20 protein-coding genes and 1 rRNA gene are annotated in these 16,537 nt (G+C 38.0%); 6 read left to right on the forward strand and 15 right to left on the reverse strand.

Features of this window, described 5'->3' with window-relative positions; all coding sequences use genetic code 11:
- The 5 genes from EM808_RS24050 to EM808_RS24070 form a co-directional block, all read right to left on the reverse strand.
- Positions 1-65 (reverse strand): 16S ribosomal RNA (locus tag EM808_RS24050); the annotation flags it as partial.
- 298 nt (positions 66-363) lie between these two features.
- Positions 364-1,239, reverse strand: a complete 876-nt coding sequence (locus EM808_RS24055; RefSeq protein WP_127741803.1) for a nucleotidyltransferase-like protein — start codon at positions 1,237-1,239, stop codon at positions 364-366.
- A gap of 211 nt (positions 1,240-1,450) precedes the next feature.
- Positions 1,451-1,894: a peroxide-responsive transcriptional repressor PerR gene (perR, locus tag EM808_RS24060; RefSeq protein WP_127741631.1), complete on the reverse strand. Its 444-nt coding sequence runs from the start codon at positions 1,892-1,894 to the stop codon at positions 1,451-1,453.
- A 343-nt stretch (positions 1,895-2,237) separates the two neighbouring features.
- The gene (bcp, locus tag EM808_RS24065; protein WP_127741633.1) at positions 2,238-2,702 is read right to left on the reverse strand and encodes a thioredoxin-dependent thiol peroxidase; all 465 of its coding nucleotides are present in this window, start codon (positions 2,700-2,702) and stop codon (positions 2,238-2,240) included.
- 78 nt (positions 2,703-2,780) lie between these two features.
- Positions 2,781-3,191 (reverse strand): ion channel, encoded by a 411-nt coding sequence (locus EM808_RS24070; protein ID WP_127741635.1) that lies wholly within the window; start codon positions 3,189-3,191, stop codon positions 2,781-2,783.
- Positions 3,192-3,379: 188 nt separating this feature from the next.
- Between EM808_RS24070 and EM808_RS24075 the strand changes: the two genes are divergently transcribed.
- Together EM808_RS24075 and EM808_RS24080 are read left to right on the forward strand one after the other, a co-directional pair.
- Positions 3,380-4,678, forward strand: coding sequence for a glutamate-1-semialdehyde 2,1-aminomutase (locus tag EM808_RS24075; protein ID WP_127741637.1), 1,299 nt, complete (start codon positions 3,380-3,382; stop codon positions 4,676-4,678).
- 396 nt (positions 4,679-5,074) lie between these two features.
- Positions 5,075-6,163 carry an FUSC family protein gene (locus EM808_RS24080; RefSeq protein WP_127741639.1) on the forward strand — a complete coding sequence of 363 codons (1,089 nt, stop codon included), beginning with the start codon at positions 5,075-5,077 and terminating at the stop codon, positions 6,161-6,163.
- Between the two features lie 42 nt (positions 6,164-6,205).
- On the opposite strand, the gene EM808_RS24085 is transcribed toward EM808_RS24080, so the two are convergent.
- The 6 genes from EM808_RS24085 to EM808_RS24110 form a co-directional block, all read right to left on the reverse strand.
- The gene (locus tag EM808_RS24085; RefSeq protein WP_127741641.1) at positions 6,206-7,954 is read right to left on the reverse strand and encodes an ABC transporter ATP-binding protein; all 1,749 of its coding nucleotides are present in this window, start codon (positions 7,952-7,954) and stop codon (positions 6,206-6,208) included.
- A 145-nt stretch (positions 7,955-8,099) separates the two neighbouring features.
- Positions 8,100-8,630, reverse strand: coding sequence for a nucleoside tri-diphosphate phosphatase (gene ntdP / locus EM808_RS24090; protein ID WP_127741643.1), 531 nt, complete (start codon positions 8,628-8,630; stop codon positions 8,100-8,102).
- A gap of 185 nt (positions 8,631-8,815) precedes the next feature.
- Positions 8,816-9,076: a YgaB family protein gene (locus EM808_RS24095; protein ID WP_127741645.1), complete on the reverse strand. Its 261-nt coding sequence runs from the start codon at positions 9,074-9,076 to the stop codon at positions 8,816-8,818.
- A 296-nt stretch (positions 9,077-9,372) separates the two neighbouring features.
- Positions 9,373-9,546 (reverse strand): gamma-type small acid-soluble spore protein, encoded by a 174-nt coding sequence (locus EM808_RS24100; RefSeq protein WP_127741647.1) that lies wholly within the window; start codon positions 9,544-9,546, stop codon positions 9,373-9,375.
- Positions 9,547-9,680: 134 nt separating this feature from the next.
- On the reverse strand, positions 9,681-10,466 hold the full coding sequence (locus EM808_RS24105) for an SDR family oxidoreductase (protein ID WP_127741649.1): 786 nt from the start codon (positions 10,464-10,466) through the stop codon (positions 9,681-9,683).
- A 31-nt stretch (positions 10,467-10,497) separates the two neighbouring features.
- Complete coding sequence (locus EM808_RS24110) at positions 10,498-11,235, reverse strand: SDR family NAD(P)-dependent oxidoreductase (protein WP_127741651.1); 738 nt, start codon at positions 11,233-11,235, stop codon at positions 10,498-10,500.
- Positions 11,236-11,419: 184 nt separating this feature from the next.
- Here EM808_RS24110 and EM808_RS24115 point away from each other — a divergent pair, with 184 nt between their 5' ends.
- Complete coding sequence (locus tag EM808_RS24115; protein WP_127741653.1) at positions 11,420-12,034, forward strand: TetR/AcrR family transcriptional regulator; 615 nt, start codon at positions 11,420-11,422, stop codon at positions 12,032-12,034.
- Positions 12,035-12,070: 36 nt separating this feature from the next.
- Here the strand turns inward: EM808_RS24115 and fabL are convergent, their stop codons facing one another.
- On the reverse strand, positions 12,071-12,814 hold the full coding sequence (fabL, locus tag EM808_RS24120; protein WP_127741655.1) for an enoyl-[acyl-carrier-protein] reductase FabL: 744 nt from the start codon (positions 12,812-12,814) through the stop codon (positions 12,071-12,073).
- 117 nt (positions 12,815-12,931) lie between these two features.
- On the opposite strand from fabL, the gene EM808_RS24125 reads away from it, so the two are divergent.
- Positions 12,932-13,156, forward strand: coding sequence for a hypothetical protein (locus tag EM808_RS24125; RefSeq protein ID WP_127741657.1), 225 nt, complete (start codon positions 12,932-12,934; stop codon positions 13,154-13,156).
- Between the two features lie 41 nt (positions 13,157-13,197).
- Here EM808_RS24125 and mutY read toward each other — a convergent pair whose 3' ends face one another.
- Positions 13,198-14,286 carry an A/G-specific adenine glycosylase gene (mutY, locus tag EM808_RS24130; protein WP_225314810.1) on the reverse strand — a complete coding sequence of 363 codons (1,089 nt, stop codon included), beginning with the start codon at positions 14,284-14,286 and terminating at the stop codon, positions 13,198-13,200.
- Positions 14,287-14,566: 280 nt separating this feature from the next.
- Here mutY and EM808_RS24135 point away from each other — a divergent pair, with 280 nt between their 5' ends.
- Positions 14,567-15,547: a metal-dependent hydrolase gene (locus EM808_RS24135; RefSeq protein ID WP_127741659.1), complete on the forward strand. Its 981-nt coding sequence runs from the start codon at positions 14,567-14,569 to the stop codon at positions 15,545-15,547.
- A gap of 28 nt (positions 15,548-15,575) precedes the next feature.
- Here the strand turns inward: EM808_RS24135 and EM808_RS24140 are convergent, their stop codons facing one another.
- Positions 15,576-15,845, reverse strand: a complete 270-nt coding sequence (locus tag EM808_RS24140; RefSeq protein ID WP_127741661.1) for a YfhJ family protein — start codon at positions 15,843-15,845, stop codon at positions 15,576-15,578.
- Positions 15,846-15,972: 127 nt separating this feature from the next.
- Here EM808_RS24140 and EM808_RS24145 point away from each other — a divergent pair, with 127 nt between their 5' ends.
- Positions 15,973-16,125, forward strand: coding sequence for a small, acid-soluble spore protein K (locus EM808_RS24145; protein ID WP_127741663.1), 153 nt, complete (start codon positions 15,973-15,975; stop codon positions 16,123-16,125).
- Positions 16,126-16,153: 28 nt separating this feature from the next.
- Here EM808_RS24145 and EM808_RS24150 read toward each other — a convergent pair whose 3' ends face one another.
- On the reverse strand, positions 16,154-16,477 hold the full coding sequence (locus EM808_RS24150; RefSeq protein WP_127741665.1) for a YfhH family protein: 324 nt from the start codon (positions 16,475-16,477) through the stop codon (positions 16,154-16,156).
- Between the last annotated feature and the right edge of the window lie 60 nt (positions 16,478-16,537).

The following is a 16,537-nucleotide window of genomic DNA, read 5'->3' on the forward strand; positions in this document are numbered from 1 at the left end:
TCGACTTGCATGTATTAGGCACGCCGCCAGCGTTCGTCCTGAGCCAGGATCAAACTCTCCGATAAAGAGTAAGATTAGCTCATTGCTAAACTCTAGCTTTTGTTACTTGTTTTGTTTCTATAACGAAGTTATAAAAACGATTATTGTTGACGTTTGTTTGTTCAGTTTTCAAAGAGCAATTTTTTCTAACGCTTCCTTCTTCTTCCAGAAGCGACTTTATTAATATAACATCTGACGTTTTTTATGTCAAATGTTTTTTTGAAAAACTTTTCCGTCGTTTCAGCAACATTTCGTGTTGTTTCAGCGACGGATATAAATATACCAAGTAATTTAGTTAGCGTCAATACTTTTCCCAAAAAAACTTTAATCTTTTTTTGAAACCTTATAATAACGGTGATATACCTTAGGACTTTTAGTTTCTACCTCGACCACCTCAATAAAGTGTTTCTCAATTAAATATTCAATCAGCCTGCCCAAATCAACGGAATATACAAGAAACAATTCTTCATTCTCTATAAGGTCATTAAAAGACCAATAATCTTTTTCCGTTAATATATCTGAAATATGCTGAATGCTCATTTTCGTTTTAGAGTGGATAAGGAATTCACTTGCCAAAAACAGCAACTCAAGTCTTTTTTCCAAAGGCTCCTCACTATTAATCAACTCGACATACAATTTGTATATCTCTGGTTCAATTTGCTTAACTTGGCTCCATACTGTAACCTCTGGATGAAACCCATTTTCAATAACAGCAAGTCGCGCAAGATGATGTAAGGAGTGAACGACATCATTATATGCATCAAGATAATGTTTGTTCTCAAAAAAAGCTTTACCATCCATATATCTTCTAATTAACTTAGCAAACTCCACTCCCATCTTACGTTTCCTTTGGATGACAGGGAAATCCTTCAACTCGCTTTTCAACTGGGATACATATTCATTTCGATCAAATATGACTCTCCCATTATAAAGCCATTCAAATATTTTTTTATTTGTCCCAAGCAAAATCCATTTTTTCAATTGTGTTTCTGTAATAATATGAAGTGCAGCTTTTTTGTCTGTATACGTGTAGTGTTTAATAAAAACAGGCTTGTCTGCCTCTTTCACGATGATAAGCATCACCGAGTCAAATGTATCAGTTACCGTCATTTCTTTTTGTCTTTTTTCTATCATAAGAACTCCAAGTGTATTCGCTTGGCTTGCTCTCTCTTGATAAATCGGACGAAGAATGTCTTCCATCATTATTCCTCCATCATAAAAAATTCGTTTTTAATACTTTCGACACTTTGTTTCGAATTCCTGCATGTCCTTTTTTACGCAGTTGAACCCTTCGGTATGATCTATTTACTCTTTAACACAAAATAAAAACAAAAAGAGGAGTCATCCAATCTAAAATCACCTCCAGAACCTGGCTCGTAATTTTAAAAGAGACAATCCTCTTTATACTTGCTTAGTGCGCTTCATTTTTTGCACAGTCAGGACATGTTCCATAAATTTCTAAGCGGTGATGACTGATTTTAAAACCTGAAACGTGACTTGCGAACTGTTCTACCTCGTCTAGTCCAGGATAATGGAAATCCACTATCTTCCCGCATTCCTTACAAATGATATGGTAATGATGGGAAGTTATAAAATCAAATCGGCTTGAGGAATCACCATACGTCAATTCCTTTACAAGACTCACTTCTTTAAAAACTCTTAAATTATTATAAACAGTGGCCACACTCATATTTGGAAATTTGCCTTCCAGTGCTTTGTAGATTTCATCGGCAGTCGGATGTGACATTGAGCTTATTAAGTATTCAAGTATCGCATGACGCTGCGGGGTAATGCGCACTCCTGTTTCTTTTAATTTATCAAGAGCTTCCTGTAACTCATTATGTTCCACAGACATGCACCCCATTTCTAAAAGATATTCTTATTTTATAATGTTTATAATTAGTGTACTAACAATATCATGTATTTGTCAATAAGAATGGCGGAATAGCCGTTAAATACACCGATATTATCAATTATCATGCTTCTAATCTAGAATGATTATCTTTCAATACTTTTTATTATATGCTAATACACCTATTTAATGCTTTCCTCAATCAAATCTGGATAAAAAAAAGGCAGACCACCGATTGTGGTCTGCAACATATATCTGAGGAGGTATGCCCTAATATAATGTATTCATAACTTGTATATTGGAATGGACAAAAGCCTCGAGACAATAAAATTAGGCAGGAAAACCGTTATAGCTTTTTCAGCTCTTCTGCAATTTCCTCGACATGACCGGCAACTTTAACCTTTCTCCACTCACGAACAAGCCTTCCCTCCTTGTCAATAAGAAAAGTGGAACGTTCTATCCCCATATATTCCTTTCCAAAGTTTTTCTTCAGCTTCCATACATCATAACTCTCTGCCACTTTGTGATCTTCATCTGCAAGCAGAAGGAATGGCAGCTCATGCTTTGCAATAAACTTCTTATGTTTATCTACAGGGTCTGGGCTTACACCAAGGACAACAGCTTCAAGTTCCTCGAATCTCGAATGACTGTCCCTAAAATCACATGCTTCAGTTGTACAGCCAGGTGTCATATCTTTTGGATAGAAGTATAAAACAATATTTTTCCCTCTATAATCAGACAGTTTAATTACCTTGCCACTGTTTGCCTCTAATTCGAAATCAGGTGCTTGCTCTCCTATATTTACACTCATTCTCTTATCCTCCAATGCTGGTATTATTATTAGACTAGCTAATGAAGAAGATAATTTCAACTAACATACTCTAACAAATTAACTTTCCATATCTAACACAGCTCTTGCAACAAATGCCGCTGGGATGGTATACCCGATAAGCGCTTCAATTACTACTATCAATCTGCCGAGACCGATTGGCGTCAAATCACCAAACCCTACTGAAAACAGCGTAATCCCACTAAAATATATACCTGTTTGCAGCTCGTCTAGAAAATGTAGGGAAGAAGCATATATTTGCTGGCTTTCGTTATAGACCTGCACGCCATTCAGCTGAAGAAGCGTGTAAATTAGGCCAAAGCCTATCATTATGGTGATATAAACAAAGAAAAGATACAAAAAGTTTTCAAATGAGACCCATTTTTCTTTCAGGCGATAAGGAACAAACAGCGTTCGCAAGCTCATCATAATAAAAAAGATAATCATCGCTAACAAAAAATAAAAAAACACGTTCCTCCCCCTATCCATTTCTCCCGCCAAGTTCAATATATTTAAAATGTATGCTTGTCTGCCTGTTTAAAGACCTTTTCTAAATCCCTATGCAAGCTAAGACAATACCTTTATCGTTTATCTTCTGAAAAAAAGTGCTAAAATTATAAAGAACATCTTTTAATGATGAAAGTTTTAGGAGGAATATCATGCAGCATAATAATTCTGAGAGATTACATGAGGAAGCCCTTAAAGTAATCGTAGGCGGAGTCAACAGCCCTTCTCGTTCGTATAAAGCAGTTGGTGGCGGTGCACCTGTAGCAATGGAAAGGGGTCAAGGTGCTTACTTCTTTGATGTGGACGGAAACCAATATATTGATTATTTGGCAGCGTATGGTCCAATCATTACTGGACACGCTCATCCCCATATTACAAAAGCAATCACTAAAGCGGCAGAAACAGGGGTTTTATATGGAACGCCAACACCGCATGAAGTTACATTTGCAAAAATGCTTCAAGAGGCAATCCCTTCCATGGAGAAGGTCAGATTCATGAACTCTGGTACAGAGGCAGTCATGACTACAATCAGGGTTGCAAGAGCATATACCGGCAGAAATAAAGTAATTAAATTTGCAGGCTGCTATCACGGTCACTCTGACCCGGTTCTTGTTGCGGCAGGTTCTGGTCCATCTACACTGGGAACCCCGGATTCAGCTGGTGTGCCAGCAGTAATCGCAGCTGATGTTATCACTGTTCCATTCAACGATCCTGACGCATTTAAGGATGCTATTGAAAAATGGGGTGCAGAAATTGCGGCTGTTCTTGTAGAGCCAATCGTTGGTAACTTTGGAATTGTCGAGCCGATTAAAGGGTTCCTTGAATTAATCAATGAATATACGCATAACGCTGGTGCACTTGTCATCTATGATGAGGTAATTACAGCATTCCGCTTTACATATGGCGGCGCACAGGACTTATTAGGAGTTCAGCCAGATTTAACAGCATTAGGAAAAATCATCGGCGGAGGCTTACCAATCGGAGCTTATGGCGGTAAAAAGGAAATCATGGACAAAGTGGCACCAGTAGGACCAGCATATCAAGCTGGCACACATGCTGGAAACCCGGCATCTGTTCTTTCAGGTATTGCTTGTCTTGAAGTACTAAAGCAAAAAGGCGTATACGAGCATTTAGACAGACTTGGAGCATTGCTTGAAAAGGGTATTGCCGAAACTGCCGCTACACATAATATGCCTATTACAATTAATCGATTAAAAGGCGCTTTGACTGTTTATTTCACTAACGAAAAAGTAATGAATTATGAACAAGCCGAAAATACAGACGGCGAGCTTTTCGGTAAATTCTTTAAGTTAATGGTTGAACAAGGCATTATGCTTGCACCTTCCAAATACGAAGCATGGTTCATTACAATCGCCCATACAGAAGAAAATATCGAAGCAACAATACACGCAGTCCAAAATGCTTTCGAAGCATTAGCAAAAGAACTATAAGAATCAATCTTTGCCAGTAAAAGCAATGTTGATTTACTCAGCAGGGAGACCTCCTCTACTAAAGTTAGGCCAACAGCGTTACACTTCATCACAAGAAATCCCTGCTGTGAAAAATTCAAAAACAGAGAGCATGCCGCTCTCTGTTTCCATACATTACAGCAATTATCCTAATATTCTCTCCACTTGTTATCTATTAAGAATATCTAACAACACCAAACACCCACATCAGCACTACTTTCATTTACTTTTCATGAAAAAATCATATAATCATACAAATGACTATTGATGTTAACAAGCAATCACTGTATAGTACATTATTGTTTAGTTTTTCTATAAATTGTTTAAAGTAAAGGTATACTACGCAACAGAAAATGTATGAGAGAGGATTATTTCAATATGACACTTGGAGCGCGCATTCTTAAAACAGGAATCGCCATCGTTTTAGCATTGCTGCTTGCACAAACACTGCAAGTACCAACTCCTGTATTCGCGGGAATTTCAGCGATTTTTGCGATACAGCCTACTATCTATCGATCTTACTTATCTATAATAGAACAAATTCAAGGTAATATAATCGGCGCGATCATCGCAGTTGTCTTCGTACTTAGCTTTGGCAACAACATCTTTATAATCGGTCTAGCAGCCGTTATCGTCATTACAATTAACTTAAAGCTTAAACTGGAAAAGACGATCATCTTGTCGACAGTGACATTGATCGCTATTATGGAAACAACAACAGATGACTTTATCATCTTTGCGATAATACGATTTTCTACTATTATGCTTGGTATTATTTCTGCATTTATCGTTAATCTCGTATTTTTGCCTCCTAAATATGAAAACAAGCTGTACAACAGCATTTCTGATATAAGTGAAGAAATTACAAAGTGGATACGCCTCAATATAAGGCATGCATCCGAACATAGTCTATTGAAAAATGACATCGACAAGATTTCTGACCGGATAATTAAAATAGACCAGCTTTATTTAATGTACAAAGAAGAAAGAAACTATTTTAAGAGGAACACCCCTTTTAAAGCAAGAAAGCTTGTTATCTACAGGCAGATGATAAACACACTTAAAAGATCCTTTCATACTTTGAAAAAGCTGCACCGTTTTGAAAATGAGCTTAAAACATTGCCAGAGAATTTTCAAAACATCATTCAGCAGCAGCTCGATTGTCTGATCCATCATCATGAGCATGTTATGTTGAAGTTTATCGGAAAGGTAAAACCAAATGTAACCTTTGAAGAGGGTAATATCACACTAGATAGAAAAGAATTGTTCTATCAGCTTATCAACCATTACCGGGAAACGGTAAATGAGCGGGTGTGCGAGCACAATGAGGAGATTGTACAGTATCATGCGATGCAAATCATTTCTGCCATCATTGAGTATGATGAGAATGTAGAGCATTTAGATACGCTGATCACTACAATTCAAGTCCATCATCATCATGAGCCTGAAGTGAAAATGGAAGAATAAATAAGAAGGATGACCTAAAAAGAGGTCATCCTTTCTTATTTTCTATACTCCTAGCTGTTGAATTTGAAACAGATTGAAATAATGGCCTTTTAGCTTCATCAACTGCTCATGGCTGCCATCTTCCGCAATTTCGCCATTATTGATTAACACAATTCGGTCTGCATGTGTAATTGTTGAAAGCCTATGAGCGACAATCAATGTCGTTCTCTCTTTTGCCAGTTTTTCAATTGCCTCTTGTATGGACTGCTCGCTTTCTAAATCAAGCGCTGAAGTTGCTTCATCCAAAATTAAGATCGGCGGGTTCTTCAGGAATACACGAGCAATTGCGACACGCTGCTTTTGACCGCCGCTTAGCTTCACGCCTCTTTCCCCTACCTTCGTATCATAGCCATCCGGAAGCTGCATGATAAATTCATGGGCGTTTGCAGCCTTTGCCGCCTCCATCACTTCTTCTATTGTTGCATCTGGCTTACCTATCATAATGTTCTCTTTTATCGATTCACTGAATAAAATATTTTCTTGGAGAACCATTCCGATTTTATCTCTCAATGTTCGCACTTGAAAATCGCGAATATCCTTTCCATCGAGCATAATAGTACCACCAGTAACATCATAGAAACGAGGTATTAAGCTAATGAGTGATGATTTTCCGCCTCCGCTCATACCAACAAAAGCAACGGTTTCTCCTTGTTTAATTTTCAAAGAGATATTATTGAGCACAAGGGAATCATTTTCATCATAGGCGAAATCAACTTCCTTAAATTCAATCTCCCCTCGCACTTCGTTACACGGAATTGCATTCGGCTTATCCTGGATATCGTATTTCTCATCAATCAGCTCAAAAACACGGTCCATTGAAGCAATTGACTGCGTCAGCGTCGTTGATGAATTCACCATTCTTCGCAACGGATTATACAGCCTCTCAATATAGGCAAAAAATGCTACCATTGCACCTAATGAAAGCTGACCTGTTAATACTTGATATCCAGAGTATGCAATCACAATAATCGGTGAGATGTCTGTAATCGTATTAACTACAGCAAAAGCTTTCGCATTCCAGCGTGTGTGATCTGTCGCCTTTTCCAAGAATGCATTATTATACTTTTTAAAGTGCTTTTGTTCATGGTCCTCTGTCGCAAAGCTTTTAATAACCGAAATTCCTTGTACTCTTTCGTGTAAGAAACTCTGTACTCCTGCTAAAGCTTGAGACCTCTCTCTTGTCAGCGTTCTTAAGTTTCCGAAGAAATGCTTGATTGACAAGGCGTAAAACGGTAAAAGGATGATTGAGATAATCGTCAGCTTTACATTCATTGTCAGCATGATACCGATTGTTATTAATATCGTGACACCATCAAGCCATAAATTCATCAGACCTGTCAGGATGAAGTTCTTTGTTTGCTCCACATCATTAATGACCCGTGAGATAACTTCACCAGCCCTTGTATTGGAGTAGTACTTCAAGCTAAGCTTTTGCAGGTGAGCAAACAGCTGATCGCGAATATCATAAAGAATCTTATTTGATGTCCATTGTGCAAAATATTGACGGTAGTATTCAACAGGCGGTCTGATGATGACAAAAATGACCAGCATTATCCCCATCATCTTTAAAAGACTGGTGATTCTTTCTTGCTTGTCCAAATCTGTTGCATTGATGATGTCATCAACTACAAATTTCAGTAAAAGCGGAATGAGCAAGGGAATAGCGAATTTAACGATTCCAATGATGATTGTCCCTATAATTTGCATTCGATATGGTTTAACAAAATGCAAATATCTTTTTATACTGTCCACACTCTCTCCTCTTTCCTTTCTAAAATTTTATGTAAAAATTGAAATTAGAACTTAACCTCAAACAAGAAGTTATTTTACCACTTGCATAAATGAAAACAAAAGAAAAAGCTTGCTGAACTTTCAACAAGCTATTCTTCCTACCATATTAACTTCTGTACGTTAAATACCTTTCATACCATAAATCAATAAAATCTGGTGCAAAGGGACCCTTTCTTTGGCGTATCCACTGGATCAATTGATTAACATGCGATTTCAAAATACGGTCAATCGCTTCTGGATAATTCATTTCTGCCCGATGACGTTCATATTCATCCTCATCAAGAAGATTGAATGTCATATCTGGGAAAATCTTTATATCCAAATCATAATCAATATATTTTACTGCTTCTCCATCATAAATAAATGGCGAACTAAGGTTACAATAATAATGGATTCCGTCTTCCCTTATCATTCCTATTACATTAAACCAGTATTGGGAATGAAAGTAGCATATTGCCGGTTCACGGGTGACCCATGTTCTGCCGTCTGATTCTGTAACAATTGTCCGATCATTACCGCCTATTATTAAATTTTGCGTCCCTTTAAGTATCGTTGTTTCGTCCCAGATTCGATGGATGTGACCATTATGCTTGTAGCTATGGATTTGTATTGGTTCACCCTCGATAGGTACGCCCATTATTCTCCCCTACTTTCATTTTGCGGACGCTTTGCAACCTACTTACATTTAAATATCCTATTTCCCAATCAAGGCAACAAAGAACAATTCCTCTTTTTTCTATTATTATAACGGTTAATAGAAAAATTTAAAACAAAAGAACCATTGAAATTGCGAAAGGAATGAGAAATATTTAAAAATTCCTATTAAATAGAGCTTAAATTCATTTCATTTTCCTGATATACCTTAATTACTTTTTCTGTCTGTATCTCAAAAATTCGCTGTATTTCTTTTAATTCGCTTTTCATGTTCATGATTTCATGCTGTACTTCTTTCAATTCCGTTTCACTTTGCAATTGCTGCAGCTGATCTTCAATTTCTTCACACCGTTCAAGCTCACTCTGCAAGTACAGCAGTTTTTCCATAATCTTCATCTGTTCTCCTACTAATCCATTGAACACGTCCATGAACACACACATCCTAATTAATATTTTTTGGAAGAATCCATTAATCACTCAACATTTAAAAGGAGAGTTTCTCTTCCGTAATAACAGACTGATTTTAAAAAACCTTTTTTATGGGGAATTAGATTATTTTGCTCTGTTGATTATTTCCACTTCCTCCAGTCTATTTCCTTTGACAACTTCTGTAGACTGACAAGAAGTTTTGTCGAACTGTAAGATGAGCTTATCGGAGTGTTATTTTTGGGAGAAAAGGAACGAAGACACTTTCCTCTAAGAAAAGTGCCTTCGTTATCAGCTAATTATGAGTTTTTAGATTTGTTTTGCTCTGCTTTAGCGTTACGTTGTTTTACTTCTTGTACATCAGTTTCGCTAGCGAATTCTGTTCCATATTGACCAGAAGTTGCTGAAGCGTTTTGTTGTTTCACTTCTTGGATGTTAGTTCCTGATTGTGTGCTACCTGCTTTTTTAGCCATTAATATCACCTCCACGAATATTAATTTGTCCCGAATGCAGAAGTTCTATCCATATTTTTTTATTTCCAATAAAATCCATACAAAAAAAAGCACGGGATATCCCATGCTTTCGATTATAAAAAATATCTTTACTATTAATATTTGTACGACTGACCACCATCAATCGGAATGACTGTCGCATTGATAAAGTTTGCTTGATCTGAAAGAAGGAAAGCTACTAGGTAGCCGACTTCTTCTGGTTTTCCGAAACGCTTCATCGGGTTTGGCTCAACAAATTGCTTGCCGACCTCTTCCCAATTGTCTGCATCGATTTGTTTTAATGACCCTTCAACCATTGGTGTCATGATGGCACCTGGTGCTATTGCTTTAATGCTCACCCCATATTGGCCGTATTCGATACCAGAGTTGCGAGTTAAGCCGACAACACCGTGCTTACTTGCTGCATAACCAGATTGGTTACCAACACCGCGGATCCCCCCGACCGATGCAGTGTTAACAACTGAACCGAAGCCTTGCTCTCTCATAACCTTTAATACATGCTTTAAGCCATAAAAGACACCATTCAAGTTAACACTAACAACTTTTTGAAATTCATCTAAACCGAAATCCTCTGTTAAGTCCTGCTTCCCTTCAATTCCAGCATTGTTAAAGAAGCTGTCTATTTTTCCGAATTTGGCAACTGTTTCATTCACATAGTTTTCAACTGCCTTTTCGTCTGCCACATTTGCAGTAATAAGCAGTATTTCAGCATCTGGTGCTACTTCAAGCACTTTTGCTTTTGTTTCTTCTAATGAAGCAGCATTTAAATCGACAAGCGCCAATTTTGCTCCTTCTTTCGCAATTTGCAGAGCGGAAGCCTGACCTAATCCAGATCCAGCTCCTGTGATTAAAACAACTTTGCCATCAAAACGATTATTCATAATTGCTACCCCCTTTTTTTTGTGTGAAGCGTTATTGCGCAGTATAACCGCCATCTACAGTCAGGCTGTTACCAGTCATATAAGAAGAATCATCAGAAGCAAGGAACAGAACTGCTTTTGCCATTTCTTCTGCTTTACCGAGACGTTTTACAGGTGTTGCAGCAGCTAGTGCTAATTTGCTTTCTTCTGGAATGATTGGTGTATCAATAAATCCAGGGCATAATGCATTAACACGAATATTCTGTTCTGCATACTCCAATGCAAGGGAACGAGTTAAGTTTACCACTCCGCCTTTTGCTGCATTATAAGCAGCAGAGCCAGGTGAACCAACCCATCCATACATAGAAGCAGTGTTAACAATAGCGCCTCCGCCTGCTTTTAGCATTTCACGAATAGCTTCACGAGCTACTAGGAATACACCATCCAAGTCCACATTTACTGTTTGACGCCATTCAGCATAGTCCAATTCATGTGTAGGATGAACGCGGCCAATTCCTGCATTATTGAAGACAATATCCACTTTGCCAAACTTTTCGATTGTTTGTGTGAAGATATTAGCTACCTCTTCTTCGCTTGTAATATTTGCTTTCACAAATAGCGCATCTGCATTAAGCGCTTTCAATTCTGATTCGAATGCCTTGCCTTTTTCTTCATTTAAGTCTACAAGAACAACCTTAGCACCTTCTGAGACGAATAAACGTGCTGTTGCTGCACCAATTCCAGATGCTCCACCTGTTATGACTGCAACCTTATCTTGTAATTTTCCCATTGTAAATCCCCCTTGTTAAAAATAAACTTACATATTCATGTAAAAAGTACTAGACTAGTGAATATGAAATAACAAATTAAATTTTACTCTTTTGTTCACAATTAACAATCATTAAGATATTATCATGTGACTATTAGTTAGACACTTACCATAAATATGTCTATTTTCAGGGAGGTTTTTTTTCATGGATCAGGAACACCCAGCAACGGCTCGGCAAAATAGAACGAGAGAGCACTTAAAGCAAGCGTTAATAGAATTGATTAAAGACAAAGGCTATCATGCCGTCACCGTTAAAAATATTGTGGATCATGCTGCTTATAACCGCAGCACCTTTTATATTCACTATCCGGATAAAATAGAATTGGCAGAGGACCTGCTTGTTTCTATGCTAAAAGGCTTAGAGGAAGCAGTTGGTATTCCATACATGCATGGCCATAAATTCTTTACAGCTAAGCTTAACACGCATTCTTTTAATATCGTTTCTTACATATATAAAAACCGTCATTTTTTTGAGCTGATAAAGCATGAAGATACATTACCTGGCTTGCATACTAGATTTCCGCAAACTATTTTGAAAATATATAAAGAACAATTTGTCTTCGATACAATTAATCATATTCCTGTAAACATGGATTATTTTAAGCGTTATACAGCATATGGATTTTACGGACTTATTTTGAATTGGATTAGAGATGGCTTTAAGGAGACGCAGGAGGAATTCATTAAAGAAGTGATCGAGCTGACAAAAACGCATATATATTCGTTTGAGTTTATCGGTAACCATTCACATAAGCATTAAAAAAAGGACCTGCATTCGGTCCTTTGCCTTTCTTTATCACACTAATAAAGAAATGCCACCATCGACAATGATTGTTTGTCCTCTTATCATGCTTGCCTCTTCGCTTACTAGGAACATGACTGAGTTAACCATATCCTCAATTTCAACAATTCTTCCTGCAGGCGTTCTTTCAGCAGAATGACTTAACAGCTCTTCTCTGTTTGGGAAAGATTTAAGTGCTTCTGTATCGATTGCTCCGCCTGATACAGCATTAACGACGATATTTTTTGGTGACAGCTCTACAGCCAAATAACGTGTCAAAGCTTCCATTGCCGCCTTGCTCACACCAACTGTCGTGTAATTTTCCAAATATCTGATGGAGCCTAATGAGCTGATGCTGACGATTTTTCCGCCGTCTGCCATAAGCTTCGCAGCCTCTTGTGCACAAAACAACAGTGCCTTGCTGTTAATATTCATCGTCCAGTCCCAATGTGATTCTTCAAGCTCCATAATTGGTCGCAATACGCCTGATGCTGCATTATTAATAAATACATCCAGTCTGCCAAATTCATTTTTTATCTCGACAAACATAGCTTTAATCTTGTCCACATCGCCAACATTCGCTCTAACAACAAGAGCTTTTTGGCCAATTGCCCTAATTTCCTCTGCCGTTTCCTCTGCAGACTTTTTACTTCTGGCATAATTTATAACAATATCATAACCTGATTCTGCAAGTCGTAATGCAGTCGCTTTGCCGATTCCTCTTGAACTGCCAGTAACTAGCGCCACTTTATTTCCCATTCCTTTTCCATCCCCTTCTGTCATTAACTCGCTTCACATTTTACCTGTTCTATGCATAGTTCGCAATCAACATCAACACAATACTTATAGACAACTTAGTAAAGGAAGGTGCTTCTTATGTATGTTGGCAGAGATATGACAGAGCTAGCAATGATAGATAAAGGTGAATGGAAAGACAGCGAGCTTGCTTATTTTCATCACTCCTTACAGCAAATGGCCCAGTACTTAAATGTAGAAGGTGTTTCCATCCATAACAAGATTATTGAGGAAATTGAGAATCGCGGCGGTTTACAACGGAATGAAGCAACATGGACTAATGGTACGGAAGTCAGCTACGACTAACTAAAAATGCCTGCTTCCATATATGGGAAACAGGCATTTTCTTATTCTGATTCTGGAATGAATTTTAGCATTTTTTGATGAGAAACAGGGAAAGGATACGGTTCAATTTCACGGGCATTAACTTTTCTTAATGTATCTGTTTCTTCTTCTAGCTTTACGAGCTTTCCCTTATAAACGGTTATCTGCCAGATTAGATGGGAGAAAACATGCTCAATCCTTGTAATGCTTTCCTCTACTTCAATCGTCGCTCCGTACAGGCTTTGCAGTTCCTCTTTCAGCTGTTCTGCTTCACTTGTAATGGTCTGGACGATTTCTATGTTCGGAAATTCCCAAAGGTTGGCAAGCAGGCCTTTATCAGATCTTTTATGAATAAGTGTTCTTCCGTCTTCATCTGCTAAGATGATCGCTGCTATCTGTACAGTCTTTTGCTTTTTGTTTTTTGTCTTCACAGGCAATTCGCCTTGTGTGCCGTCCATGAATGCCTGACAATGCTCTCTTACTGGGCATAAAAGGCAAGACGGTGATGTTGGTGTACAAATCAGCGCGCCGAGCTCCATTAATGCTTGGTTGAAATAAGAAGGATTTTCATGGGAGATTAACATCCTGACGGCATCCTCGAATGTTTTTCGTGTTTTGGGCTTGGCGATGTCTTCCCATATGGACAGAATTCTGGAGAGCACCCTCATGACATTTCCATCTACCGCCGGCTCTGGAACGCCATACGCAATACTAAGGATGGCGCCAGCAGTGTATGGGCCAACACCACGTAATGTTGCAATCTCTGCAGGAGTATTCGGAACTACACCAGCGTATTTTTCTCGGACTTCCTTTACAGCTGTATGTAAATTCCGCGCACGCGAATAATATCCAAGCCCCTCCCATGCCTTCAACACCTTTTCCTCCTCAGCATCTGACAATGCATCAATGGTCGGAAACAATTCAACAAATCGGTTGAAGTATGGAATTACTGTATCTACCTTTGTTTGCTGTAGCATAATTTCTGATACCCAAACTTTATATGGATCCTTGTCCTTACGCCAAGGCAGGTCACGCTGTTCTGCTATGAACCAATTAAGTAAGTCATCTCTAAATTGCTGGATATCCAATTGGTTTTTTGCTTCTTCTTTCACTTTTACCCTCCACCATGTTAATATTTTTTGAAATGGGGAATAACATAAAATGTGTTCTTCTCTTTCACTTTGGGCTTTCATCAAAACAATCTCAATGATAAGGTATAGATATCGTCTTTCTTTCACAAAGTAAACAGAGATTATTTTTTTACTTAAATTCCAATCAATGTCTAATATCAAAGTGTATCTTTACTCATAAAAAAAATAAAGCTATTTTTTATAGAAATTATTAGGTAGTTAACCAATAATTGCTTATGCAAATCAAGGAGGTTTTTTATTCTTGGATACTGGGACACATGTAGTGATGGGATTAGCGCTAGGAGGCTTGGCTACTCTTGATCCAGCAGTTGCAGGAAGCCATGCAACAACTATTAGTGTAATGATTGCAACATTAGCCGGTTCTCAAGCTCCTGATGTCGATACCGTCTTAAAACTAAGAAATAACGCTGTATATATCCGAAATCACAGGGGCATCACACACTCCATTCCAGCTGTAGTCTTATGGCCACTATTGATTGTTGCTGTTTTATATCCGTTTTTCCCTGATGCAAACTTACTGCATTTATGGATGTGGACATTTATTGCCGTATTCCTCCATGTTTTTGTAGACATATTTAACGCATATGGAACACAGGCATTAAGGCCCTTTTCCTCTAAATGGGTAGCACTTGGCTTCATCAATACATTCGACCCGATTATTTTCAGCTTGCACGTTGTCGGCCTGTTCGTTTGGGCATTCGGAGCACCGCCAGGATATACTTTCCTTGTGCTGTATATTGTATTGGTTATTTATTATGTACTCCGCTATATTGCTCAAAGAAGGGTGAAGCATAAGGTAAGAGAAATCATTCCAGATGCGAATACGATTATTTTATCCCCAACAATGAGGTTCAGCCATTGGCGTGTTGCAGTTATGACAGATGAATACTTCTATGTTGGTAGAGCACATAACTACAAAATCGAAATTTATGATCAGTTTAAGCGAATCGATATCCCGGCAACACCAGTTTTGGAAGCAGCCAAAACGGACAGTAACCTGTCTGCTTTTCTTTCCTTCTCTCCCGTATATCGCTGGGAAGTAACAGAGCTTGAGGATCAGTACCAGGTTCGGTTTATCGATTTACGGTACCGCAGTAACGGTCATTATCCATTTGTCGCTGTTGTCCATCTTGATAAAGACTTAAATATCATGTCTTCCTATACTGGCTGGATATTCAGTGAAGAAAAGCTTCAGAAAAAATTAGATATATTGACGAACTAAAAAAATCCAGCTTTTGCTGGATTTTTTTTCAATGAAAGCTTCGTTTATTTTCAGTAAGAAAATCTTTATATTTTGGATTTTCCGCAACAAATTCATGAAGCTTTGGTCCATAATTTTCAATCCACTGGCTGACAACCTTCTCTGTCATTTCCGCTCCTTTATATTGTCTGCCTGCTTTCGCATACGTTGTTTCGAAATCTTCCCATAATAGCTCTATCCAAGTCTGTGCCTGAATAACATTGATACTTTCGTTAATCTCCAGCAGTCTGTCCACAAGCCTTTTTTGATAATCATACATTGAATTGACCTTCTTTCATTTAAATAACGCTAATAGTTTGTTTACCTGATACAAATACTAAAATGTGTGACAAAGAAATGCAGTGCATATCTGTCATACATGAACATACAAAGGAGGAATTTGCCCCATGGTTAAAGGCGTAGATAATATAAATGATAATAAATTTGAAGGTGAGCCAAGAGCAAAACCCGAGTATGCATCTAAAAGAGCAGATGGCACAATTAATACACATCCACAGGAAAGAATGAATGCTTCCTCACATAGACAAAAAAAACAGTAATGAAATCTGGCATAAGAACAGCCTGTTCTTATGCCTCTTGTTTTTTCAATAAAGAGATTGGAATTCCTTCTTCTGTATTTTGACCATTGTCTCGTATACCCCAAGCAAAAATGCCGTTCATATAATGAATATGGAATTTCACACCCGGATCTCCCTCTATTTCATACATTTCACCTTTAATAAATTGATTTGGATCAAGTAAATATGCTTTTGCCATATGAATTTTCCGTTCCAATACAGCGAACTCATTAACCATACCGAGCTGCTCTGCTTTTTTGGCCTTATCATTTAATTGTGAAATTTCAATACGTAATTCATGTTCGGACATCATGCTGTATCTTTTAGTTTGCATATACTACTTCCTCCTTAATCCCTGCTGCTATGGCTTTATTGTAAATGACGTCTAGGCTTT

The organism is Niallia taxi (assembly GCF_004005475.1).
Classification (GTDB): Bacteria; Bacillota; Bacilli; order Bacillales; family Cytobacillaceae; genus Niallia; species Niallia taxi.

What these genes read in the sequence shown, in the direction of transcription:
- EM808_RS24115 (WP_127741653.1), top strand. Translation starts at nt 11,420, where the DNA reads ATGGATCAGGAACACCCAGCAACGGCTCGGCAAAATAGAACGAGAGAG.
- EM808_RS24150 (WP_127741665.1), bottom strand. Translation starts at nt 16,477, where the DNA reads ATGCAAACTAAAAGATACAGCATGATGTCCGAACATGAATTACGTATT.
- EM808_RS24140 (WP_127741661.1), bottom strand. Translation starts at nt 15,845, where the DNA reads ATGTATGATTATCAAAAAAGGCTTGTGGACAGACTGCTGGAGATTAAC.
- perR (WP_127741631.1), bottom strand. Translation starts at nt 1,894, where the DNA reads ATGTCTGTGGAACATAATGAGTTACAGGAAGCTCTTGATAAATTAAAA.
- EM808_RS24080 (WP_127741639.1), top strand. Translation starts at nt 5,075, where the DNA reads ATGACACTTGGAGCGCGCATTCTTAAAACAGGAATCGCCATCGTTTTA.
- EM808_RS24110 (WP_127741651.1), bottom strand. Translation starts at nt 11,235, where the DNA reads ATGGGAAAATTACAAGATAAGGTTGCAGTCATAACAGGTGGAGCATCT.
- EM808_RS24055 (WP_127741803.1), bottom strand. Translation starts at nt 1,239, where the DNA reads ATGGAAGACATTCTTCGTCCGATTTATCAAGAGAGAGCAAGCCAAGCG.
- EM808_RS24100 (WP_127741647.1), bottom strand. Translation starts at nt 9,546, where the DNA reads ATGGCTAAAAAAGCAGGTAGCACACAATCAGGAACTAACATCCAAGAA.
- EM808_RS24105 (WP_127741649.1), bottom strand. Translation starts at nt 10,466, where the DNA reads ATGAATAATCGTTTTGATGGCAAAGTTGTTTTAATCACAGGAGCTGGA.
- ntdP (WP_127741643.1), bottom strand. Translation starts at nt 8,630, where the DNA reads ATGGGCGTACCTATCGAGGGTGAACCAATACAAATCCATAGCTACAAG.
- bcp (WP_127741633.1), bottom strand. Translation starts at nt 2,702, where the DNA reads ATGAGTGTAAATATAGGAGAGCAAGCACCTGATTTCGAATTAGAGGCA.
- EM808_RS24075 (WP_127741637.1), top strand. Translation starts at nt 3,380, where the DNA reads ATGCAGCATAATAATTCTGAGAGATTACATGAGGAAGCCCTTAAAGTA.
- fabL (WP_127741655.1), bottom strand. Translation starts at nt 12,814, where the DNA reads ATGGGAAATAAAGTGGCGCTAGTTACTGGCAGTTCAAGAGGAATCGGC.
- EM808_RS24125 (WP_127741657.1), top strand. Translation starts at nt 12,932, where the DNA reads ATGTATGTTGGCAGAGATATGACAGAGCTAGCAATGATAGATAAAGGT.
- EM808_RS24095 (WP_127741645.1), bottom strand. Translation starts at nt 9,076, where the DNA reads ATGGACGTGTTCAATGGATTAGTAGGAGAACAGATGAAGATTATGGAA.
- EM808_RS24145 (WP_127741663.1), top strand. Translation starts at nt 15,973, where the DNA reads ATGGTTAAAGGCGTAGATAATATAAATGATAATAAATTTGAAGGTGAG.